The sequence below is a fragment of the Streptomyces sp. NPDC025273 genome (genome assembly GCF_040638585.1).
GTDB classification, from domain to species: domain Bacteria; phylum Actinomycetota; class Actinomycetes; order Streptomycetales; family Streptomycetaceae; genus Streptomyces; species Streptomyces cinereorectus.
In genome coordinates, this window is the sequence record NZ_JBEZYP010000016.1 from 25,565 (window position 1) to 46,410 (window position 20,846).

Consider the following 20,846-nt stretch of genomic DNA (forward strand, 5'->3'; position numbering starts at 1 on the left):
TTCTTCTGTGCCTGACCTGTCCTACCGGGGGGAACGCAGTTCCCGCCTGAGGATCTTCCCACTTGCCGTCTTCGGGAGTTCCGTCAGGATCTCCACTTCGCGCGGGTACTTGTACGCGGCCAGCCGTTCCTCGCAGTACGCGCTCAGCTCACCGGGATCGGCCTCGGCCCCGGGGCGCAGGCTGACATAGGCCCGGACGGTCTCCCCGCGGTAGGAATCGGGGACGCCCACGACCGCCGCCTCGCGGACGGCCGGGTGGGTGTAGAGGACGTCCTCCACCTCCCGGGGCCAGACCTTGAAGCCGGAGGCGTTGATCATGTCCTTCTTGCGGTCGACGACGTAGAGCCAGCCCGCCGCGTCCATGAAGCCGATGTCACCGGTGCGCAGTTCCCCGTCCGGGAAGGCGGCCTCGGTGGCCTCGGGGAGGTTCCAGTAGCCGGAGACGACCTGCGGTCCCCGCACGGCGATCTCACCCTGTTCACCGATGGGCACGTCGTCGCCCTTCTCGTCGATGATCCGGACGACCGAGTCCGGGCCGGGAAGGCCGACGGAGAGCGTCCCGGACACCGGGTCGACGGGGGCCTCGTGCTCCGGCGGCACGGCGGCGCACGGCGCGGTGCACTCGGTGAGGCCGTAACCGTTGCGGATGTACGGGCCGAAGCGCTCGCGGAACTTCTCCACCAGGGCGGGCGGCAGCGGAGCGCCGCCCGAGGAGATCACCTCGAAGGAGGCGAAGTGCTCGCGGGTGGCCTCCGGGTGGGCCGCGAGCGCCATGAACGCGGTCGACGGGCCGACGGTGTAGGCGGGGCGGTGTTCCGCGAACGCCTCCAGGACCACACCCGCCTCGAAGCGGTACGCGAGGACGAGCGTGCCCGCGTTGGCGATGCAGGCGGCGAGCTGGCACACCATGCCGGTGATGTGGAAGAGGGGGGCGAGCGCGAAGTACGCCGATCCCTCGGCGATCGGGTGGCCGGTGCGCTGCCGCTCCGCGTTGACCATGATGTTGCCGTGCGAGTTCAGGGCCCCCTTGGGGGTGCCGCTCGTCCCGGAGGTGTAGCTGATCAGTGCCACGTCGGCGGCGGTGAGCTCCCGGTCCCCGGGGGCGGGGAGGCCGCGCCGGGCGACGGTCAGCAGGTCGGCCTGCCGGTCGTCGGGGCCGGGGGCGGGGAGCCGCTCGAAGCCGAGCACCCGGGGGTCGTCGGTCGTCTGGAGGTCGCGCTCGCAGGCGGTGACGGCGATGCTCACGCCCGGCGCGGCCTCGGCGGTGTCCCGCAGAAAGGACTCCCAGGCCCGGTCGGAGCAGATCAGCGCGGTCACACCCGCGTCCTTCAGTACGTGGCCGGCCTCGCCGGACTTGTACATCGGGTTGAGCGGGACGACGGTCGCGCCGGCCTTCCAGGCGCCGAGCAGCGCCAGGACGAAGTGCGGGGAGTTCTGCAGCATGATCGCCACACGGTCCCCGCGCCGCAGCCCTTCGGCGGCGAGATGCCCCGCCACGGAGTCGGAGAGCTCGTCGGTCTCCCGGTAGGTGAGGCGTCCGTCGAAGTAGGCGAGCGCGGGGTGCGCGGGGGCCCGCCCGACGGCCGCGCGGAAGGCGTGCACCACGGTCTCGGCCGGGTGGACGGGGGCCCGCTGTGCCTCGCTGAGCAGGGCGGTCCAGGGCTTCGCCGCGTAGCTGGACCCGTTCACGCGCCGGCCTCCTCCCACTTCTGCTGCAGGTGGTTCATGCTGCCGATCCAGTGGTCGGGGTCCTTGGCGCGGGCCCGGTAGTAGTCGGCCACCTCGGGGTGCGGCAGCACCAGGAAGCGGTCCTGCTCCATGGCGTCGAACAGGGCGTCGGCGACGGCCTCGGGCTCGATCGCGGTGGGGGCGAGTACCAGGTCGCCCGCGGAACCGGCCGCGGTGAGCATGTCCGTACGGACGCCCTGGGGGCAGATCGAGTGGACCTTGATGCCCCGGTGCCGGTAGGTCAGCGCGAGCCACTCGGCGAAGGCGACGGCACCGTGCTTGGTCACGCTGTAGGGGGCGGCACCGATCATCGTGAGCAGGCCGGCCGCCGACGCGGTGGAGACGAAGCGGCCGCTGCCGCGCTCCAGCCAGTCCGGCAGCAGGGCCCGGGCGGCGCGGACGTGGGCCATCACGTTGACGTCCCAGGCCCTGGCCCAGACCTCCTCGTCGGCGAAGGCGTCGCCGCCGGAGGCGAGGCCGGCGTTGGCGCAGTACACGTCCACCGTGCCGCCGAGCGCGTCGCGCGCGGCGTCCACGATCCCCGAGGCGTCGCCGGCCACCACGGTGCCGCCGATCTCCTCGGCGAGTGCCTCGACCCGGGCGGAGTCCAGGTCGTTGACGACGACCCGCGCGCCCTCCGCCGCGAATCGGCGTGCCAGAGCGGCGCCGATGCCTCCTCCGGCTCCGGTCACCACTACGCCAGCGCCTCGCACCGTACTCATCGGTCCCGCCTTCCTCAGCCGTCTTCCCCGGCAGACTAACCAGTCGGTATGTGATCCGGGAAGGGGTCGGGGGCAGGACTGGGATTCTGCCCGGTCAGGGCCGTTCCGTGCGGCCCGCACCCGCGCTAGCGTGCGTGACCATGACAGTCGACGCGATCATGGAGGTACCGGAATGACCCTGTCCAGACGTGGTTTGCTGGCCGCCGGCGGAGCGATCGGCGCTTTCGCGGGCACCGCGGCGGGTACCGGGACGGCCGCCGCGGCGGGCCCTGGGCCCGGTTCCGGGCGTCCGGGTGTCCGTACCGGCTTCGAACGACTGGCGGCCGACGGGTACCGGCCGCTGGCGGGTCAGAAGGTCGGTGTCGTCACCAATCCCACCGGGATCACCGCCGATGTGCGGCACATCGTCGACGTGATGCACCCGGACGACCGGGTGAACCTGACCGCGGTCTTCGGCCCCGAGCACGGCTTCCGCGGCACCGCGCAGGCCGGTGGCTCGGAGGGGCGCTACGACGACCCGGCGACCGGGCTGCCCGTCTACGACACGTATCTCAAAAGCGGGCAGCCGCTCGCCGACATCTTCACCGCGTCCGGCGTGGACACGGTCGTCTTCGACATCCAGGACGCGGGCGCCCGCTTCTACACGTACATCTGGACCCTGTACGACTGCATGGAGGCGGCGGCCCTCGCGGGCAAGCGGCTCGTGGTCCTCGACCGGCCGAACCCGGTGACGGGGCGGGCGGCGCTGGGGCCGGTGCTCGATCCGGCCTTCGCCACGTTCGTGGGGCGCAGGGAGATCGCCCAGGCGCACGGCATGACGGTCGCGGAGCTGGCGCTGCTCTTCAACGCGGAGTTCCTGTCGGCGCGTCCGGTGGAGCTGGACGTCGTGAGGATGTCGGGGTGGCGGCGCTCGCGGTTCTTCGACGCGACGGGGCTGCCGTGGGTGCCGCCGAGCCCCAACATGCCGACGCCGCAGACGGCGCTGGTCTACTCGGGAACGTGCCTGTTCGAAGGCACGAACCTCTCCGAGGGCCGGGGCACGACACGGCCGTTCGAGCTGATCGGCGCGGAGGGGATCGACCACCGGTGGGCGGCGGCGGCGAACGCGCTGGAGCTGCCGGGGGTGGCCTTCCGCGAGGCGTACTTCGCGCCGACGTTCTCCAAGTTCCAGGGGAGGACGGTGGGCGGGGTGCAGTTGCACGTCCAGGACCGGGAGGTCTTCGACCCGGTACGCACCGGCATCGCGCTGCTGGTGACGGCGAAGCGGACGTGGAGCGGGTTCGCGTGGCGCTCGGACAACTGGATCGACAAGCTCACGGGCAACACCCGGGTCCGCACGATGATCGACGCGGGGGCGGACACGGATGAGGTGGTGGGGGCCTGGGAGTCGGATCTGGCGGCGTTCCGCGCCCTGCGGAAGGAACACCTGCTGTACCGGTGAGTGCCGGGGGCGTCCGGCGGCCGGTTCCTCGTCCCTGCCGGACGGGCCGGGGTCCGGCGGCGTCGCCCGGGGCGGGTGGCGCCCTGGGTGTTCTGTCCACCCAGGGCGTCCTCAGGCGCCGGACGGGCTGCGTTCGAGCCCGTCCGGCGGCTGGGGCGGTGTCAGCGGTGGGAGGGGAATTCCACGACCTGCTGGTACGTCGGCCGGTTCTGCCAGTGGATCGTCTTGTGCGTGATCCCGCCGAGGGCGCGGTGGACGATGGCGTCGCCGCACCACTGCTCCCCCGCCTTGCAGCTGTCGTCACCCGGGTAGACCGTCGCCGCGGGCACCGCGACCGCCTGCTTCAGCGTGGTGAGCAACGCCTCGCGGCACGCGCCCAGGTCGCCGTTGCCGCAGTACGTCCTCGCCAGCGGCCCCTTGACGGGCTGCCCGAGGACCTGGCGCAGGTCCTTGTCGGCGAAGCCCCACCAGCCGTACTGGAACGCGGAGCCGCTGTGCGCCCCGCTCGGCCCGTGGCTCGCGGCCGGCGACTCGTCGATGGCCAGGTTCCCGGTCAGGGCGGTGAAGAGACCGTCGCCCAGGCCCGGACGGAATTCCGCCTCGATCAGTTTCGGCCACCAGGCGTCCATGATCCGCACCGCGTCCGCATGCGTGTACGTGTGCGATCCGGGGCTGGTCTCCTTGCGCTGCGCACCGGCCGCGCGCCACGAGTCCAGCTGCTGCACCACCGTGTCGAGCGCCGGGTCGGTGACCGGCCGGGAGCGCAGGACCTTCAGCAGCTCGGGCAGCAGCTGTTCGCCGCGCAGGTCGGTGACCGCCGCCTCCGCCATGGCGCGGGTGAGGGAGGCACGGGTCACTCCGCCGTCCCGGACGAGGTCCGCCACCCGGTCGTCGAGCAGGTCGCCGCGGTGGACGGCGCCGAAGCCGAAGGCGGCGGTGGCGTAGTCCTTGGCCTGCCGGTTGTTCCAGGAGATGTAGTAGTCCTGGCCGCTGGAGTGCGGGTGCTCGGCGAACGGCGTGTACGTGGCGGTGTTGGCGGCCGGGTCGTAGCCCTGCCACTCGTACGCCTTCTCGGCCTTGACCGGCAGTGCCGGGTCGACTCCCGCGGCGCGCACCGGGTTCATGCCGCTGTTGTAGAAGGCCGCGGTCCGCGAGTCGGCGTAGAACCAGTTGAAGGCGTAGTCGATGTGACTGGCCGCCCGCTGGAAGGAGGCCGCGTCCGTGACGTAGGCCGGGTCGTTGAGCATCTGGAAGCCGATGATCGAGTCGGCCTCGTGCCGGTAGGTGGTGCGCAGCGAGGTGTACGCGACGGGCTTGCCGTCCACCGTGGCGCGGTGGGTGACGATGCCGTAGTCCGTGCGCCAGACCTGCATGCGGTAGGAGCCCTTGGCCGTGGAGTCGGCCACGGTGGGTTCCCAGGAGTTGGTGCGCTCCATCTTCTCCATCGCCGTGCAGGCGCCGTCGTCGCGGTAGTGCGTGGAGTCCTTGGAGGGCGCGGAACCGTTCGGTTCGCAGAGTTCGACGGCGTACGTGTCGGTGATGTCCTGGCCGGCCGAGGTGGCGCTCCAGGCGTAGTCCTGGCCGCGGCCCATCTGGACGTACATGCCGACGCCCGCGAAGGAGACGCCGCGGGCGCTGATACCGGGGCCCTGGAGCTCCTGGAGCATCATCAGCTGCGGGGCGAAGTAGCCGGTCTGGGGGCCCATGACGGCGATGGGGTTTCCGCTCGCGGTGTGCTCGCCCGACACCAGGAGGGCGTTGGACATGCCCCGCTTCCGGGCGCCGTCGCCGGATCCGGGCAGCGATCCCTCCGGGATGACTCCGTCGTCGTACATGCCCTGCAGCGGCTCGAGCGCGGCCGGTGCCTCGACGGGGGCCTTCGCGTTGGTGCCCGCCGAGCCGGTGCGGTCGTATATCAGCGGTTCCGGGGTGACGGAGCCCGCGTCGGGAAGGGCGGTGCCGCGGGCCTGGCCGGGTTTGCCCGCGTAGGGGAAGGAGGTGCCGTCGTGGACGGTGAGGACCGCTTCCGGGTCGTTGCGCTGGCGGAAGGACTCCCAGACCCTGGTGCCCTCCTCGACGCCGTACTTCTGCTGGGCGGCGAGCAGGGAGAGCGCGGCCTGCACCTCGCCGCCGCCTCCCCCGCCGAACTGTCCGCCGACGACCGAGGCGATCGAGATCAGGTCGGTCAGCTCGAACGGCTGGATCTCCCCGACGTTGGTGATGGAGTCGATCTTCCCGGTGAGGACGTACTCCCCGGGGAAGTAGCGGCCGTTCTTGGACTTCTCCCGGTAGGCGTTGATGCCGTCGACATAGGCCTGCGCATCGCTCATCGCCTGCTCACCGCGCGCGCCCTCGGTGGTCCTGATCCATTCGACCTGGGCTTCGAGGTCCGCTTCGGTGTACGGGGCCTGTGGCCAGAACTGCTGCTCCAGCCCCTGGTTGGCGAGCGCCCCTCCGGCGAACGAGGTCAGCTGCCCGCGCCCGATGTGCCGGAAGAGGTCCATCAGCCAGAGCCGGTCCTGCCCGGCCGCGTACCCGGCACCGAACTCGGTTCCGTAGCGGGTGGTGCCCTTGATGTGGGGGACGCCGCTCTTCTTGTCGCGGGTGATGGTCACGTCCGGGCGCGGCGTGGTGACGGACTCGACCTGGTCGGCGGCGACCCCGAAGGAGGCGTCGTTGAAGAAGTCGGTCAGCTTCTGGTCGGTGAGGCCCGTGTGACCGGCCACCAGGCCGTTGTAGCGGTCGAGCTGGTCGTCGCTGTGGGCGGGGTGGGTGCCGAAGGCCTTGTTTCCGAGGATCTCGACGAGGGTGGCGTTGCCGTTCTCGCCGGGCGGCAGGATGTCCGCGCACCGGCCCTGGCAGTGGTCGGTGACGGCGACGGGTTCCGGCTGCGCCGCCCCGGCCTGGGGCACCGAGGCGAGAAGGGACGTACCGAGGGCGAGGACAGCCGCGACCGTGGCGGCTCTGAGCGTGCGGGTGCGAGGGGGCATGCGTGCTCCTCCGGGTGGCCGATGCGCCGGAGGTTACCGTCGGTAGGCCACGCCGGTAAGATGAACACCAGTCACTTTTTCCGAATCACCACACGCCGCCACACCGCCCTGCGGGGAACCGTCTCGATCCGTGGACGCTTTCACCTTTCGATGGAGCCGAATCGGGCAGTCGTACGTCCATCCCTTGACGCCGAAGTACGAGCGACGGAGGTGGCAGTGCCATGGCCGGTTTCCGGAGTCTTGCGAGACAGGTCCGCGATCCGCGGGGCGATCTGGCTTTGCGGCGGTACTCGCTGCGCAAATGCCTGGAGCGATTCGCCCCTTACGGTCACCGGGCGACCTGGGATCACCTGTGTGCCCGGCACGGGATCGAGCCCGAGGACCGGGCTCCCGACCCGGTGCGCCTGATCCGCGCACTGGAGGAGCTGGAGGAGGCGCGGGCCGTCTGGCTCGCGTACGAGACGGGCTTCGCAGAGCGGCGGCGACGCGAGAAGCACGACGGGCTGCGCCGGCCGGGCGCGTTCGACGACTGGCACCGGCGGACCTGGGGCGGCAACGGCGTCGCCCCCTGCGAGGACCCGGAGATCCACCCGACCGCACCGCTCGCCGAGGTGCTGGGCCGGCTGATCGCGGCCCTGGGCTCGGAGCCGGGCGCCGCCTGCCCGGTCTGCGCGGGGACCGGCATCGCCTGGCGGCAGGACCTCGACCGCGAACCGGGGTCCGGACCGGTCTGCACGGGGTGCGGGATCGCGGTCCCCCGGCCCGTGCTGACCGCGGGAGCACTGGCGAAGGCCCGGAGGGTACGAACGAGGGATCTGGCGTCGGCGGCCTGAGGAGTGCGGGGGCGCCGCACCGCGGCGCACCCCGCGTGACCGGGGACGCGGCCGCAGCCCGGTCCGGGCGCACCTACGAGCGGTCCGCCGCCTTGCGCTCCGGCATCAGACGCGACCCGGTGATCCGTCCACCGGAGACGTCGTCGGGGTTGGACAGCACGCAGTTCTCCAGCGACAGGCACCCGCAGCCGATGCAGTCGGTGAGGTGGTCGCGCAGCCGCCCCAGCTGGTTGATGCGCTCGTCCAGCTCCGAGCGCCACGCACGGGAGAGGCGTGCCCAGTCCTCGCGGTTCGGCGTGCGCTCCTCCGGTAGCTCGGCGAGCGCGTCCCTGATCGTCGCGAGCGGGATCCCCACCCGCTGCGCGGCGCGGACGAACGCGACCCTCCGCAGGGCGTCCCTGCTGTAGCGGCGCTGGTTCCCACTGGTGCGGCGGCTGCTGATCAGGCCCTTGGACTCGTAGAAGTGCAGGGCCGACACGGCGGCGCCGCTGCGCGCGGAGAGCTGGCCGACCGTGAGCTCATGAAGTGTCTGCGGGATCTGTGGCACTCCCCGAACCCTACTGGGCACCCCTCGGCCACCGCCTCTCACTTCGAGAACCCGGGCGGTACGTCGTTGACAGGGACGCACCGCCCAACCATGCTGAGCAAGCGCTTGGACACCGCTCGGGGCGCGCACCTCGGGGCTGACAGCCGGAAGGCAGGGACCAGGAACATGGCAGAGCCGAAGATCTTCACGTCCGCACAGGAGCTGCGGGACGCGGTGGGCCGGGAACTCGGCCACAGCGACTGGCTGGAGGTCGAGCAGAAGAGGATCGACCAGTTCGCCGAGGCGACCGGCGACCACCAGTGGATCCATGTGGACCCGGAGCGCGCCGCGGCCGGTCCCTTCGGCACGACGATCGCCCACGGCTATCTGACGCTGTCGCTGCTGCCGGTGCTCGTCCCGCAGATCCTTCAGGTCGAGGGCGCGAAGATGGGCATCAACTACGGGACCAACAAGGTCCGCTTCCCCTCGACCGTCCCGGTGGGGTCGCGGCTGCGTGCCACAGCCGTGCTCAAGAGCGTCGAGGAGGCGGGCGGCGGGGTGCAGGTGACCGCCCTCGTCACGGTCGAGCGTGAGGGCGGCGACAAGCCGGCCTGCGTCGCCGAATCGGTGTCGCGCTACTACTTCTGAGCCGCGTACGCCCCTCAGGGCCGCACAGGCGCGCGGGACCGCCGCCGGTCCTACTTCCGGGGGCCGACCATGCGCAGGACGAGGTCGGCGTAGAGCGTGCCGACCTCGTCCGGCGTCCGGCTCCCCTGCGCGTTGAACCAGCGCGCCACGTCGATGCAGAGGGACAGTACGGCGAGTGTGGTGCCCGGCACGTCGGGGACGTCGAACTCCCCCGTCCGGACGCCCTCACTGATGATCCGGCGCACCGCGGCGTCGCTCTTCCTGCGCAGTTCGACGATCTCCGCGCGGTGTTCTTCGCTGAGGGCTTCGAGCTCGTACTGGACGACCCGGGCCGTGGTGTGCCGCTCGGCGTGCCAGCGCACGAAGGCCCGTACGGCGCCGGCGAGCCGCTCGGCGGCCGTACCGTCCCCGTCGGCGGCCGTCTCCAGGAGGAGCAGGGCGCGGTCGTGACCGATCCTGCTGATCCGGTGGAGGAGCTCTTCCTTCGTCTTGTAGTGGATGTAGAGCGCCGCCGGGCTCATCCCGGCCCGCCCGGCGATGTCCCGCGTGGTGGTCGCGTGGTAGCCGCGCTCGGCAAAGGCCTCGACGGCGGCGACGAGCAGTCGCCGGGCCGCCTCGGGCGTGACCTCGCTCCACGGCGTGTTCTCGCCGTCGGTCTCCTCCGCCGTGCTCATCGTCACGTGCCCCTTTCCCCTCGCAGGACGAACACCATACCGCGAACCTGAGCAAGCGCTTAGGGGACGCCGGTGGCCGGGATCGTCAGAGCTTCTGGAAAGGGTCGTGCTCGGCGAGGATCTTCTCCAGCCGGGCCTGGTCGACACGGCTGATGATCTGCCCCGCCTCCTGGCGGTCCCTGATGACCTTGGCCAGGGTGAAGCACGAGGTGACGAGGTAGAGAACGCCGATGGCGAGGAAGGCGCGCACCCAGGCGTCGGCGTCGAGGAAGAAGATACCGAGGGCCACCGCGCCCATCGCCACTCCGAAGGAGAGGACGGCCTGGCCGTAGAAGGCGGCGGTGCTCTGCTGCTTGACCGATGTTGTCTCACTCATGCTGCACAGCATCGGGCGCGGTGGCGTGCGCCACATCCGTAGACGTACTCAGTCGGTACTCAGTGGTCACGGCCCCGGAGGGACCGGGGCCGTGACGGCGGTCAGAAGGCGGAGACCCCCGTCAGCGCACGGCCGATGATCAGCTTCTGGATCTGACTGGTGCCCTCGTAGAGGGTCATCACACGGGCGTCCCTGACCAGCTTGCCCACCGGGTACTCGTCGATGTAGCCGTAGCCGCCGAACACCTGGAGGGCGTTGTTGGCGGCGCGGACGGCCGCCTCGGAGGCGAAGAGCTTCGCCGTGGACGCCGCGGTGGCGAAGTCCCTGCCGCGGTCGACGAGGTCGGCGACGCGCCAGGTCAGCATGCGGGCCGCGTCGACGTCCACGGAGATGTCGCTGATCAGCTCCTGGACGAGCTGGTAGCTCGCGATGGACTTGCCGAACTGCTCGCGCTCGCCCGCGTACCGGACGGCGGCGTCGAGGGCTGCCTGGGCGATGCCGACGCAGCCGGCCGCGACGGACATCCGGCCCTTGGCCAGGGCGGACATGGCGATGGAGAAGCCCTTGCCCTCCGGCCCCAGGAGGGTGGTGGCGGGGACGCGGACGTCCTCCAGCACCAGCTCGGCCGTGGCCTGGCCGCGCAGCCCCAGCTTGCCGTGGACGGTGCGCCGGGTCAGACCGGGGCTGTCGGCGGGGACCAGGAAGGCACAGACGCCCCGGTGACCGGGGGTGTCGCCGGTGCGGGCGAAGAGCAGGACGACGTCGGCCCAGGTGCCGTTGGTGATGAACATCTTGGAGCCGTTGATCACGTAGTGGTCGCCGTCGCGCACGGCCCTCGTGGAAAGGTTGCCCGCGTCGGAGCCCGTGCCCGGCTCGGTGAGGGCGAAGCAGCCGACGGCGTCGCCCGCGGTGAGCCCCGGCAGCCAATGCCGCTTCTGCTCCTCGGTCCCCCAGGAGGCGATGGTCTTGGCGACCAGGCCGAGCGAGACGGACACGATGCCGCGCACCGAGGAGTCGCCGCGCCCGAGCTCCTCGGTGACCAGGCAGTAGGCGAGGTGGTCGCCGCCGGAGCCGCCGTACTCCTCCGGGATCGTGAGGCCGAGGAAGCCGAGGGCGCCCAGCTTCTTCACGATCGACTTGTCGACACTCTCGGCACGGTCCCACGCGACGACGTGCGGGGTGACCTCCCGTGCGACGAAGTCCTCGGCGAGCTGCCGTACGGCTTCCTGCTCCTCGCTCAGCTCCAGGTTCATCCTGCGACACCCCACTTTTAATTAGCACTGCTAGTTTTCTGCTTGCAGGCCCTACTATGTGCCGCATGGCCCGACCGCGCAAGCCCCTCCTCAGCAGAGACCGCATCGTCGAGGCGGCCGGCGCGCTCGTGGACACCGAGGGGCTCGACGCCGTCTCGACCCGTCGGCTCGCGGCCGAGCTGGGAGTCAGCGGACCCTCGCTCTACAACCACTTCCGGAACAAGGACGAGATCCTCGACGCGGTCGCCGACGCCGTGTCCGCCCAGGTCGACCTGTCGATGTTCGAGGAGTCCGACCCCCGCGACTGGCCCGCCGCGCTGCACGACTGGGCCGTCTCCTACCGTGCGGCGCTCGCCGCTCACCCGCACATCGTCCCGGTGCTGGCCCAGGGCCCCGGCCGACGTCCGGCCGGTCTGCGGGTCGCCGACGCGGTGTTCGGCGCCATGGTCCGGGCCGGCTGGCCGCACGCCCAGGCGACGTACATCGGCGCGCTGATGCGCTACTTCATCACCGGATCCGCGCTCGGTTCCTTCGCCCGCGGTTTCGTCGACGACGAGACCGCCTACGACCCCGCCGACTACCCCCACCTCGGGCAGGCCCACCTGTTGGCCGACCGACGCCAGCAGGTCGACGAGGGCGCCTTCGAGACGGGGCTGCGGGCCCTGCTGGACGGCCTCGCGCTCCAGTACGAGCAGACGGTGACGACCGGCACGGCCGCACGGGACGCGACGGCGACCGGCGGACTCCGGCGCCTGCCGAACGGTTCCTGACGCATCCCGGGCCCGGCCGCGCACCGGGGCCCCTGGGTCTCACCCCCGCCACGATTGACGGGTCCTGACAATTCGCTGGGAGCCTCGGCGTTCCGGCTCTACGGTCGTCGCCATGACGACGACACCTGCAGCACCTGCGGCTTCCTCACCGGTCCGGGACTGGCGTGCCCCGGCCGCCGTGTGCACCACGGTGCTCCTGTGGGCCTCCGCTTTCGTCTCGATCCGCAGCGCGGGCGAGGCGTACTCACCGGGCGCGCTGGCCCTGGGCCGGCTGCTCGCGGGCACGCTGACGCTGGGCGCGATCCTGCTCGTACGCCGCGAAGGGCTGCCGCCGCGGGCCGCCTGGCCCGGCATCATCGCGTCCGGGCTGCTGTGGTTCGGGCTCTACATGGTGGTGCTCAACTGGGGCGAACAGCAGGTCGACGCGGGTACGGCGGCCATGATCGTGAACATCGGGCCGATCCTGATGGCGCTGCTGGGGGCACGGCTGCTCGGAGAAGGGCTGCCGCGCCGGCTCCTGACGGGCATGGGGGTCTCGTTCGCGGGCGCCGTCGTGGTGGGTCTGTCCATGTCCGGGCACGGGAGCTCCTCGGTGCTAGGCGTGCTGCTGTGCCTGCTGGCAGCGGTGTCGTACGCGGGCGGGGTGGTCATCCAGAAGCCCGCGCTGCGGCACGGATCACCGCTGCAGGTCACCACGTTCGGCTGCCTGACCGGCACGGTCGCCTGCCTGCCGTTCACCGGGGTGCTGGTCTCCGAGGCGGCCGGCGCGCCGCTCTCCGCGACGCTGAACATGATCTATCTCGGTGTCTTCCCGACGGCGCTGGCCTTCACCACCTGGGCCTACGCCCTGGCCAGGACCACGGCGGGCCGGCTGGGCGCGACGACGTACGCGGTGCCCGCCCTGGTGGTGCTGATGTCGTGGCTGCTGCTCGGCGAGGTGCCCGCGCTGCTCACCGTCGCGGGCGGGCTGCTGTGCCTGGCCGGGGTGGGGATCTCCCGCACCCGGGCGCGGGCGGCCTCCCGTACGGGCGCGGACGGCGAGGAGCCGGCGGTGGCCCGTGCTTCCTGAGCCGCCGCCGGCCGTCCTGCGCCCGGTCTAGCTAGAAGACCACCAGTGCGCGGCCGCCCCGGCCCGCGATCATGTTCTCGAAGGCCGCCGGAATGCCGTCCAGCGCGATGCGTTCCGTCACCATCATGGAGAGGTCGAACCGGCCGGCCCGGATGTGTCCGGCGAGCACGGGCAGATCCCGTGCCGGGTCGCTGTTGCCGTACACGCAGCCGGTGAGCGAACGGCCCCAGTGGAAGATCTCCAGGGCGTTGAAGGTCACCGGCTGGTCCTTGCCGCCGATGCCGACGACCGTGGTGCGGCCGCCGCGCCGGGTGGACTCCCAGGCCGCACGGATCGTGGCGGACCGCCCCACGCACTCGACGGCCACGTCCGCGCCCTGGCCGCCGGTGAGTCCGCGGATCGCGCGCGGGGTGGTGTCCGAGGCGACGACGTAGTCGGTCGCCCCGGCCCGGCGGGCGAGCTCCTCCTTCTCCGGCGACACGTCGACGGCGATGATCTTCGACGCTCCCGCGATGCGGGCGGCCTGCAGGACGGCGAGGCCGACCCCACCGATCCCGAGGACGACGACGCTCTCGCCCTCCCGGACCCGGGCGGAATGGTGCACCGCCCCGTATCCGGTCAGGACCGCGCAGCCGAGCAGCGCGGCGTCGGTGAGCGGGACGCCGGCCGGGGCGGGCAGCACGCAGTTCGCCGCGACGACGGTCTCCTGCGCGAAGGCGGCGACGTTCAGCCCGGGGTGGAGCTCCGTGCCGTCGGCGGTACGGGCGTGGATGCCGGCCGCGCCCTTGAGCGCGTCGGCGCAGAGCCAGATCTCGCCGATCCCGCAGTGGAAGCACTCCCCGCAGGACGGCGCCCAGTTGAGGACGACCTCGTCGCCGGGGGCGACATGGGTGACGCCCTCGCCGACGGCGAGCACCGTGCCCGCTCCCTCGTGGCCGAGGACGGCGGGGACGGGCAGCCGCATCGTGCCGTTCGACAGGGACAGGTCGGAGTGGCAGACCCCCGCGGCGGCGAGGCGGATCCTCACCCGGCCGGGACCGGGTTCCGGGAGGATGATGTCGGTGATCTCCAGGGGAGCTCCGACGGCGGGCAGTACAGCGGCGCGGACCACGAACAGACTCCTCGGTGGATCGGAGGGGGGCTCAGAACTGGAGGGACTTGGTCTGGAGGTACTCGGAGAGGCCGTGCGGGCCCAGCTCACGCCCCACGCCCGACTGCTTGTAACCGCCGAAGGGGGCCAGCGGGTTGAAGCGACCGCCGTTGATGTCCACCTGTCCGGTGTCCATACGGCGAGCGAAGGCCACGGCCTCGGCGTCGTCGGCGCCCCAGACGGCGCCGGCCAGCCCGTACACGGTGTCGTTGGCGATCCGCAGGGCGTCGTCCACGTCCTCGTACCGCAGGATCGAGAGCACCGGGCCGAAGATCTCCTCCCGCGCGATGGTCATGCCGGGCGTGACGTCGGCGAACACGGTGGGGCTGACGTAGTACCCCCGCTCCTTGGGGGCCTCGGGGCCTCCGGCGACGAGGCGGGCGCCCTCCTCGATGCCCTTCTCGATGTAACCGCGCACCCGGGCCTGCTGCCTGGCGTTGACGACGGGGCCGACGCGCTCCCCGGGGACGTACTTGGCGACGGCCGCCGACGCGAGGGCCACGGCCTCCTCGTACCGCTCGGCGTCGACCAGCATGCGGGTCCAGGCGCTGCACGTCTGGCCGGAGTTGGACATCACGTTGGCGACGCCCACGTTGACGGCCCTGGCGAGGTCGGCGCCGGGCAGGATGACGTTGGCCGACTTGCCGCCGAGCTCCAGCGCGACGCGCTTGACCGCGGCGCCCGCCGTGGCGCCGATCTGCCTGCCGACGGCGGTGGACCCGGTGAACGAGAGCAGGTCGACGCCCTCGTGCTCGGCGAGCGCCTGTCCGGCGACCGTGCCGAGGCCGGTGACCAGGTTGAAGACGCCGGCCGGCAGGCCCGCCTCGTGGACGGCCTCGGCGAAGAGCTGCGCGGTGAGCGGGGTGTCCTCGGCAGGCTTGAGGACGACGGTGCAGCCCGCGGCGAGCGCCGGGGCCACCTTCGCGACGATCTGGTGGAGCGGGTAGTTCCAGGGGGTGATCGCGCCGACGACGCCGACGGGCTCCAGCAGGACCGTGGAGTTGCCCAGCTTCTCCTCGAAGGAGTAGCCGGCGGCCAGTTCGGCGTACGAGCCCGCGACCAGCACCGGTACGCCCGCGTGCACAGCACGGGACAGCGGCAGCGGCGAGCCGAGCTCCGCGGTGACCGTCTCGGCGATCTCGTCCTGGCGGGCGGCCATGACGTCGCGCAGGGCGCCGATGCGGGCGGCGCGCTCGGCGGGCGGGGTGGCGGCCCAGCCGGGGAACGCCGCCCGGGCGGCGCGTACCGCGGCGTCGACGTCCTCGGCGGTGCCCGCCGGGACGTGGCCGATGACCTGTTCGTCCGCCGGGTTCACGACCGCGATCGTGTCCTGGCCGAAGGCGGGCCGCCACTCCCCGCCGATGTACATCCCGTCATGCGCCTTCATGGCTGTTCCTCCCGGGCTCGCTGTGCCTGCCGCCGAAGCCGTGCGTACGGACGGATGCCGTCCCGGCCCCAAACTAGCGCTGTTAGTTTTTCGGCGCCAGGGAACGGCTGGAGACACAGGTCACGCACGGCCGCGAGATCCGGTCGACGGCGCGCGGGACCGTCCGTCAGGAGGGGGTCCGGTGCGCGCGGGGTTCCTCGGCGCGGGGCACGGCCGGGGCGGGGTGCAGAGCCGCGGTCCGGCCGCCGCGCACGCCGAGTCCGGCCGCCCCGACCAGCAGGGCGCCCAGCATCAGGAACGGCGCGGCGCTGCCGGCGACACCGGCGGTCAGCCCTGCCGACGCGGGGGCCGCGACCTGGCCGAGGCGGTTGCCGGTGAGCCGGAGGGCGAGCGCGGTGGAGCGGGCCGCCGCGGGGGCGGCCCGGACGACGGTGGTCATCGACAGCGGCTGGCCGACGCCCAGGCAGAAGCCCAGCACCGCGAGCATCACGGCGAGCGCCCATACGGGCACCGGCAGGGCGATGCCCGCGCACAGCAGCCCGCCGAGCAGGCAGGTCGTGGTGAGCAGGGCGGTCCGGCCGAGGAGGCGCAGCATCGGTGTCATGACGAGCCGGCAGGCGATGGTGGCGGCGGCCCGCAGGCTCAGCAGCAGTCCGACCGTGGCGGGCGCGATGCCCCGCTGTTCTCCGACGACCGGCAGGTAGGCGGTGAGGATGTCGGTGGCGGAAAGCACGGCGAGGCTGATGAAGATGCCGGCCGGGACGCCACGGGTCCGCAGGATCCGGCCGACCGGGACCCTTTTCCGCACCGGCGGCCTCGGGGAGCCGGCGGACCCGTGGTGCTCGACGCGCCACAGGGCGGTGAAGGAGACGGCGGCGACGGCCGCCGACACGAGCAGCGCGAGGGCGCTCGTACGGGCCATGGCGCCGTCCTGCTCCGAGACGAGGTATCCGGCGGCGATCGGTCCGACGAGCTGGCCGAGGGAGGCGCCGATGGTGAAGTGGCCGAAATCGCGGTCCTGTTCGGCGGGGGCGGACTGCCGGGCGACGAGTGACTGGGCGCCGATCACGAAGCAGAGGTGGCCCAGGCCCATGACCCCGCTCCAGGCCGCCAGCGCGGGGAGGGAACGCGCGCCCCCGCTGAGCGCGCAGCCCCCGGTGATCAGGACGACGCCCAGGGGCAGCAGGGGTGCGCAGCGGCCATGGTCGGTCCGGCGGCCCAGCGGCACGGCGGCGAAGAGCGGGAGGAGCGCGTACGCCCCGGCGATGACGCCGATCGCCCGCTCATCGGCCCCCAGCGAGAGGGCCCGGTAGGAGACGGCCGGCCGCGCCATCGACACCGCCCCCTGCGCGAAGGCGAAGGCGATGACGAGGCGCAGCAGCCAGCCCCTGCCGGGCCGTGACGGTGTGGGCATCAGATGATGCCGAAGAGGATTCCGGCGCCGAGGACCACCAGCGAGGTGAGCGCGGCCCACTTGACGGTGAACCTGGTGTGGTCACCGAATTCGACCTTCGCCATGCCGACCAGGACGTAGACGGCGGGCACGAGCGGGGACGACATGTGCAGGGGCTGGCCCACCAGGGAGGCCCGGGCGATCTCCAGCGGGGAGACGCCGTGGGCGGCGCCGGCTTCGGCGAGCACGGGCAGGACCCCGAAGTAGAAACCGTCGTTGGACATGAAGTAGGTGAGGGGCAGGCTCAGGAGGCCGGTGACGAGGGCCATGTGCGGACCCATCGCCTCGGGGATGGCGCCGACGAGCCAGTCGGCCATGTGCTCGACCATACCGGTGCCGGTGAGGACGCCGGTGAAGACGGCGGCGGCGAAGACCATGCCGGAGACGTTGAGGACGTTGTCGGCGTGGGCGGCGAGGCGGGCCCTTTGGTCGGGCATGTGGGGGAAGTTGACCGTGAGGGCGAGGGCCGCGCCGAGCAGGAAGAGCACCGGGATCGGCATGAGTTCGAGGATCATCGCGGCCAGCAGGGCGACGGTGAGGCCGGCGTTGAACCAGTAGAGCCTGGGCCGCAGCGTGGACCTGTCGGGGTCGAGTCCCTTGAACTCCTCGTCCGGCTCCTGCGACTCCTCCGGCTTCCCGGACCCGTGGGGCCCGTCCGCGCCGCCGTCCGGGCCCGCACCGGCGCCCTCGGCCCGCGGCGTGGCCTTCACGAGCGCTCCGCCGCCCGTCCCCACGAGGACGGTCCCGGGCTCGCGCACGAGCACCTCGTCGAGGGTGAGCATGCCGAGCCGCTTGCGCTCGCGGCGGCCCAGGACGCACGCCAGCAGGACGACGGCGAGCAGTCCGACGGCCAGGGCCGGGATCATGGGGACGAAGATGTCGCCCGCGTCGAGCTTGAGCGCCGTGGCCGCGCGGGCGGTGGGGCCGCCCCAGGGCAGGGTGTTCATGACGCCGTTGGCCGTGGCGGCGATACCGGTCATCACGACCAGGCTCATCTTCAGCCGCTTGTAGAGCGGGTACATGGCCGAGACGGTGATCATGAAGGTGGTGGAGCCGTCGCCGTCCAGCGAGACGATCGCGGCGAGCAGCGCGGTGCCGATGACGATCCGCATCGGGTCGGCCCTGCAGAAGCGCAGGATGCCGCGGACGATCGGGTCGAAGAGGCCGACGTCGATCATCACACCGAAGTAGACGATGGCGAACATCAGCATCGCCGCGGTCGGCGCGAGGGTGCCGACGCCTTCGATGACGTAGTCGCCGAGCTTCGCGCCCTGCCCGACGGCGACGCAGAAGAGTGCGGGGATCAGGACCAGCGCCGCGATCGGCGACATCTTCTTCATCATGATCAGGACCAGGAAGGTCGCGATCATGGCAAATCCGAGGACTGTCAGCATGTGGGATACCTAACGTTCACCTTTGAACTCGCACCGAGGCCGGCGGTTCGGATGACGTTAGGGGTCCCCTCGCAGCGTTCACAAGATGTTGACGTGTGAGCAATACGAGCAAAACACCAGGTCAGCGAGCTGGTGATATGGAGACCGGCACAGCGTTGAGCACCGAGGTGCCGGACAGCGGGTCCATGAGGGTGCCGTCGAGCAGCTGGTTCACGTTGACTCCCGGTTCCGCCTCCGCGACGGACATGCGGGTGCCGGGACGGCTGTGCCCCCAGCCGTGCGGAAGGCTCACGACTCCGGCCCGGACGGCGTCGGTGATCTCGGCCGGCGCCTCGACCTCACCGCCCGCCGCGGTGATGCGGGCGGTGTCGCCGTCGGCGAGTCCGATGCGGGCCGCGTCGTCGGGGTGGATCTGCAGCGTGCAGACGTTCGAGCCGCCGCGCAGGGAGGCGACGTTGTGCATCCAGCTGTTGTTGGAACGCAGATGGCGGCGGCCGACGAGGACGAGCCCCGTGGGCCCCGCGTCGAGTGCCGCCCGCAGCCGGGGCAGGTCGGCGGCGATCGGCGCGGGGAGCAGCTCGATGCGACCGCTGCGGGTCTTGAGCACCTGCGGCAGGCGCGGCTTCAGCGGGCCGAGGTCGATGCCGTGCGGATGCGCGAGGAGCTGCTCCAGGCTGAGGTCGTACGGGCCGAGCCGCAGCATCAGGTCGAGGCGCCGCTCGGCCCCGGTGCTGCCGGTCAGCCCGTCGGCGAGCGTCCCGGGGGCCCCGGCCTTGGTGAGCGTGCTGTCGATGACCAGGTCGTCGACCGACTCGGGTGGTGCGCCGTGCATACCGCCGACGGCGAGGACGAGGCGGGCGAGGATCTCGCTCTCGTCCATCCTGCCGTCCTCCAGGGGCACGGCGGGACGGCTGTAGCGGACCTGGTCGTGGACGGCGAAGGAGTTGAAGGCGAAGTCGAAGTGGGCGCTCTGCGAGGGCGGCGGCGGGGGCAGCACCACGTCCGCGTGGCGTGCGGTCTCGTTGAGGTAGGGGTCGACGCTCACCATGAAGTCGAGGCCGTCGAGTGCCCGGTCGAGGCGGTCCCCGTCGGGGGACGAGAGCACCGGGTTGCCCGCGACGACGATCAGGGCGCGGATCCGCCCCTCCCCGGGTGTCTCGATCTCCTCGGCGAGCGCGGCGGTGGGCAGTTCACCCTTGGCCTCGGGGTGGCCGGAGACCCGGCTCCTCCAGCGGCCGAGTGCGAAACCCTTGCCGGGGGCGGCGGGGCGGGGTGCGCGGGCCGTGGCGGAGAGCGGGAAGAGCGCGCCGCCGGGGCGGTCGAGGTTGCCGGTGAGGACGTTGAGTACGTCGACGAGCCAGCTGGCGAGGGTGCCGTGTTCGACGGTGCAGCTGCCGATGCGCCCGTACACGGCCGCGGCGGGGGCGGCGGCGAGTTCGCGGGCGATCGTCCGGATGGTGCCGGCGTCGATGTCGCAGGTGGCGGCCACGGCTTCGGGGGTGAAGTCGGCGATCGCGTCGGCCAGTTCGTCGTAGCCGTCGAGGTGGTCGGACAGCGCGCCGGGGTCGGCGAGCTTCTCGTCGACGAGTACTTGGGCGAGCGCGGCGAGCAGGAGGGCGTCGGCGCCGGGCCGGATGGCGACGTGGCGGTCGGCGAGACGCGCGGTGCGGGTGCGGCGCGGGTCGACGACCGTGAGGGTGCCGCCGCGCCTGCGCAGCGACTTGAGCTTGCCCGGGAAGTCGGGGGCGGTGCAGAGGCTCCCGTTGGACTCGAGCGGGTTGGCACCGATCAGCAGTAGGTGGGCGGTGCGGTCCAGGTCGGGTACGGGGATGGCGTGGGGGTCGCCGAAGAGCAGTCCGCTGGAGACGTGCTTGGGCATCTGGTCCAGGGTGCTGGCGGTGAAGACGTTGCGGGTGCCGAGCGTGGACAGCAGCAGCGGCGGGTAGAGCGCCCCGGCCATCGTGTGCACGTTGGGGTTGCCCAGGTAGACGCCGACCGCCTGCTTGCCGTACTCCTCGGCCAGTGCCGGGACCTTCGCGGCGATCAGGTCGAAGGCCTCGTCCCAGGTCGCCTCGCGCAGCACGCCGTCCTCGCGCACGAGCGGGGTGCGCAGCCGGTCGGGGTCGGCGTCGAGGCCGCCGAAGGACGCACCCTTGGGGCAGATGAACCCCTGACTGAAGACGTCTTCGCGGTCACCCCGGGCTCCCGTGACCGTGGTCCCCTCGACGGTGAGGGTGAGTCCGCAGGTGGCTTCGCAGAGCGGACAGACGCGCAGAGCGGTGCGGGAATCGTGGGACATGGGCCCTCCCCGGGGCGGCGACAGCGGTGGCGCGCGGGCGTGCGACGGTGGGCCGCGGCCCGCACAGCGGGCGCGGCTCCCGGCCGGACCGAGCATACCGACCGGTACGGATGGTGGCGAGGGTGTGGGCGCC

At 72.1% G+C, this 20,846-nt stretch carries 17 protein-coding genes; 5 read left to right on the forward strand and 12 right to left on the reverse strand.

What is annotated here, in order from left to right; genetic code table 11:
- Positions 1–21 precede the first annotated feature (21 nt).
- Positions 22–1,689: an AMP-binding protein gene (locus AB0F38_RS24040; protein WP_361896971.1), complete on the reverse strand. Its 1,668-nt coding sequence runs from the start codon at positions 1,687–1,689 to the stop codon at positions 22–24.
- Entirely contained in the window at positions 1,686–2,450 is a 765-nt protein-coding gene (locus tag AB0F38_RS24045) for an SDR family oxidoreductase (protein ID WP_361896974.1), read from the reverse strand. The genes AB0F38_RS24040 and AB0F38_RS24045 overlap by 4 nt, the downstream gene beginning before the upstream one ends.
- 172 nt (positions 2,451–2,622) lie before the next feature.
- Here AB0F38_RS24045 and AB0F38_RS24050 point away from each other — a divergent pair, with 172 nt between their 5' ends.
- A complete protein-coding gene (locus AB0F38_RS24050) occupies positions 2,623–3,891 on the forward strand; it encodes a DUF1343 domain-containing protein (protein WP_361896977.1) in 1,269 nt (422 codons plus the stop codon).
- 161 nt (positions 3,892–4,052) lie between these two features.
- Here AB0F38_RS24050 and AB0F38_RS24055 read toward each other — a convergent pair whose 3' ends face one another.
- Entirely contained in the window at positions 4,053–6,881 is a 2,829-nt protein-coding gene (locus tag AB0F38_RS24055) for a penicillin acylase family protein (protein WP_361896980.1), read from the reverse strand.
- 221 nt (positions 6,882–7,102) lie between these two features.
- Here AB0F38_RS24055 and AB0F38_RS24060 point away from each other — a divergent pair, with 221 nt between their 5' ends.
- The gene (locus AB0F38_RS24060) at positions 7,103–7,714 is read left to right on the forward strand and encodes a hypothetical protein (protein WP_361896983.1); all 612 of its coding nucleotides are present in this window, start codon (positions 7,103–7,105) and stop codon (positions 7,712–7,714) included.
- A 73-nt stretch (positions 7,715–7,787) separates the two neighbouring features.
- Here the strand turns inward: AB0F38_RS24060 and soxR are convergent, their stop codons facing one another.
- On the reverse strand, positions 7,788–8,261 hold the full coding sequence (soxR, locus tag AB0F38_RS24065) for a redox-sensitive transcriptional activator SoxR (protein WP_361896986.1): 474 nt from the start codon (positions 8,259–8,261) through the stop codon (positions 7,788–7,790).
- Between the two features lie 165 nt (positions 8,262–8,426).
- Between soxR and AB0F38_RS24070 the strand changes: the two genes are divergently transcribed.
- Complete coding sequence (locus AB0F38_RS24070) at positions 8,427–8,888, forward strand: MaoC family dehydratase (RefSeq protein WP_361896989.1); 462 nt, start codon at positions 8,427–8,429, stop codon at positions 8,886–8,888.
- Between the two features lie 50 nt (positions 8,889–8,938).
- On the opposite strand, the gene AB0F38_RS24075 is transcribed toward AB0F38_RS24070, so the two are convergent.
- From AB0F38_RS24075 to AB0F38_RS24085, 3 genes are all read right to left on the reverse strand, one after another.
- Positions 8,939–9,562 carry a TetR/AcrR family transcriptional regulator gene (locus AB0F38_RS24075; RefSeq protein ID WP_361896992.1) on the reverse strand — a complete coding sequence of 208 codons (624 nt, stop codon included), beginning with the start codon at positions 9,560–9,562 and terminating at the stop codon, positions 8,939–8,941.
- A gap of 85 nt (positions 9,563–9,647) precedes the next feature.
- On the reverse strand, positions 9,648–9,938 hold the full coding sequence (locus AB0F38_RS24080) for a YiaA/YiaB family inner membrane protein (protein WP_329212709.1): 291 nt from the start codon (positions 9,936–9,938) through the stop codon (positions 9,648–9,650).
- Positions 9,939–10,039: 101 nt separating this feature from the next.
- Positions 10,040–11,191 carry an acyl-CoA dehydrogenase family protein gene (locus tag AB0F38_RS24085; protein WP_361896996.1) on the reverse strand — a complete coding sequence of 384 codons (1,152 nt, stop codon included), beginning with the start codon at positions 11,189–11,191 and terminating at the stop codon, positions 10,040–10,042.
- 65 nt (positions 11,192–11,256) lie between these two features.
- Between AB0F38_RS24085 and AB0F38_RS24090 the strand changes: the two genes are divergently transcribed.
- Together AB0F38_RS24090 and AB0F38_RS24095 are read left to right on the forward strand one after the other, a co-directional pair.
- Positions 11,257–11,961: a TetR/AcrR family transcriptional regulator C-terminal domain-containing protein gene (locus tag AB0F38_RS24090; protein ID WP_361896999.1), complete on the forward strand. Its 705-nt coding sequence runs from the start codon at positions 11,257–11,259 to the stop codon at positions 11,959–11,961.
- Between the two features lie 112 nt (positions 11,962–12,073).
- On the forward strand, positions 12,074–13,030 hold the full coding sequence (locus AB0F38_RS24095; protein WP_361897002.1) for a DMT family transporter: 957 nt from the start codon (positions 12,074–12,076) through the stop codon (positions 13,028–13,030).
- Positions 13,031–13,061: 31 nt separating this feature from the next.
- On the opposite strand, the gene AB0F38_RS24100 is transcribed toward AB0F38_RS24095, so the two are convergent.
- The 5 genes from AB0F38_RS24100 to AB0F38_RS24120 form a co-directional block, all read right to left on the reverse strand.
- On the reverse strand, positions 13,062–14,141 hold the full coding sequence (locus AB0F38_RS24100) for a Zn-dependent alcohol dehydrogenase (RefSeq protein ID WP_361897005.1): 1,080 nt from the start codon (positions 14,139–14,141) through the stop codon (positions 13,062–13,064).
- A 31-nt stretch (positions 14,142–14,172) separates the two neighbouring features.
- Complete coding sequence (locus AB0F38_RS24105; protein WP_361897008.1) at positions 14,173–15,567, reverse strand: aldehyde dehydrogenase family protein; 1,395 nt, start codon at positions 15,565–15,567, stop codon at positions 14,173–14,175.
- Positions 15,568–15,733: 166 nt separating this feature from the next.
- Entirely contained in the window at positions 15,734–16,981 is a 1,248-nt protein-coding gene (locus tag AB0F38_RS24110) for an MFS transporter (protein WP_361897011.1), read from the reverse strand.
- Positions 16,981–18,414 carry a citrate:proton symporter gene (locus AB0F38_RS24115; RefSeq protein ID WP_361897014.1) on the reverse strand — a complete coding sequence of 478 codons (1,434 nt, stop codon included), beginning with the start codon at positions 18,412–18,414 and terminating at the stop codon, positions 16,981–16,983. Before AB0F38_RS24115 ends, AB0F38_RS24110 begins: the two co-directional genes overlap by 1 nt.
- 121 nt (positions 18,415–18,535) lie before the next feature.
- Positions 18,536–20,713, reverse strand: a complete 2,178-nt coding sequence (locus AB0F38_RS24120; protein WP_361897017.1) for a molybdopterin oxidoreductase family protein — start codon at positions 20,711–20,713, stop codon at positions 18,536–18,538.
- Positions 20,714–20,846: the final 133 nt, after the last annotated feature.

Bases quoted from the DNA above. Each gene is read 5' to 3' on its own strand.
- AB0F38_RS24045 (WP_361896974.1), bottom strand. From the start codon at position 2,450: ATGAGTACGGTGCGAGGCGCTGGCGTAGTGGTGACCGGAGCCGGAGGA.
- AB0F38_RS24050 (WP_361896977.1), top strand. From the start codon at position 2,623: ATGACCCTGTCCAGACGTGGTTTGCTGGCCGCCGGCGGAGCGATCGGC.
- AB0F38_RS24055 (WP_361896980.1), bottom strand. From the start codon at position 6,881: ATGCCCCCTCGCACCCGCACGCTCAGAGCCGCCACGGTCGCGGCTGTC.
- AB0F38_RS24060 (WP_361896983.1), top strand. From the start codon at position 7,103: ATGGCCGGTTTCCGGAGTCTTGCGAGACAGGTCCGCGATCCGCGGGGC.
- AB0F38_RS24070 (WP_361896989.1), top strand. From the start codon at position 8,427: ATGGCAGAGCCGAAGATCTTCACGTCCGCACAGGAGCTGCGGGACGCG.
- AB0F38_RS24075 (WP_361896992.1), bottom strand. From the start codon at position 9,562: ATGAGCACGGCGGAGGAGACCGACGGCGAGAACACGCCGTGGAGCGAG.
- AB0F38_RS24080 (WP_329212709.1), bottom strand. From the start codon at position 9,938: ATGAGTGAGACAACATCGGTCAAGCAGCAGAGCACCGCCGCCTTCTAC.
- AB0F38_RS24085 (WP_361896996.1), bottom strand. From the start codon at position 11,191: ATGAACCTGGAGCTGAGCGAGGAGCAGGAAGCCGTACGGCAGCTCGCC.
- AB0F38_RS24090 (WP_361896999.1), top strand. From the start codon at position 11,257: ATGGCCCGACCGCGCAAGCCCCTCCTCAGCAGAGACCGCATCGTCGAG.
- AB0F38_RS24095 (WP_361897002.1), top strand. From the start codon at position 12,074: ATGACGACGACACCTGCAGCACCTGCGGCTTCCTCACCGGTCCGGGAC.
- AB0F38_RS24105 (WP_361897008.1), bottom strand. From the start codon at position 15,567: ATGAAGGCGCATGACGGGATGTACATCGGCGGGGAGTGGCGGCCCGCC.
- AB0F38_RS24110 (WP_361897011.1), bottom strand. From the start codon at position 16,981: ATGCCCACACCGTCACGGCCCGGCAGGGGCTGGCTGCTGCGCCTCGTC.
- AB0F38_RS24115 (WP_361897014.1), bottom strand. From the start codon at position 18,414: ATGCTGACAGTCCTCGGATTTGCCATGATCGCGACCTTCCTGGTCCTG.
- AB0F38_RS24120 (WP_361897017.1), bottom strand. From the start codon at position 20,713: ATGTCCCACGATTCCCGCACCGCTCTGCGCGTCTGTCCGCTCTGCGAA.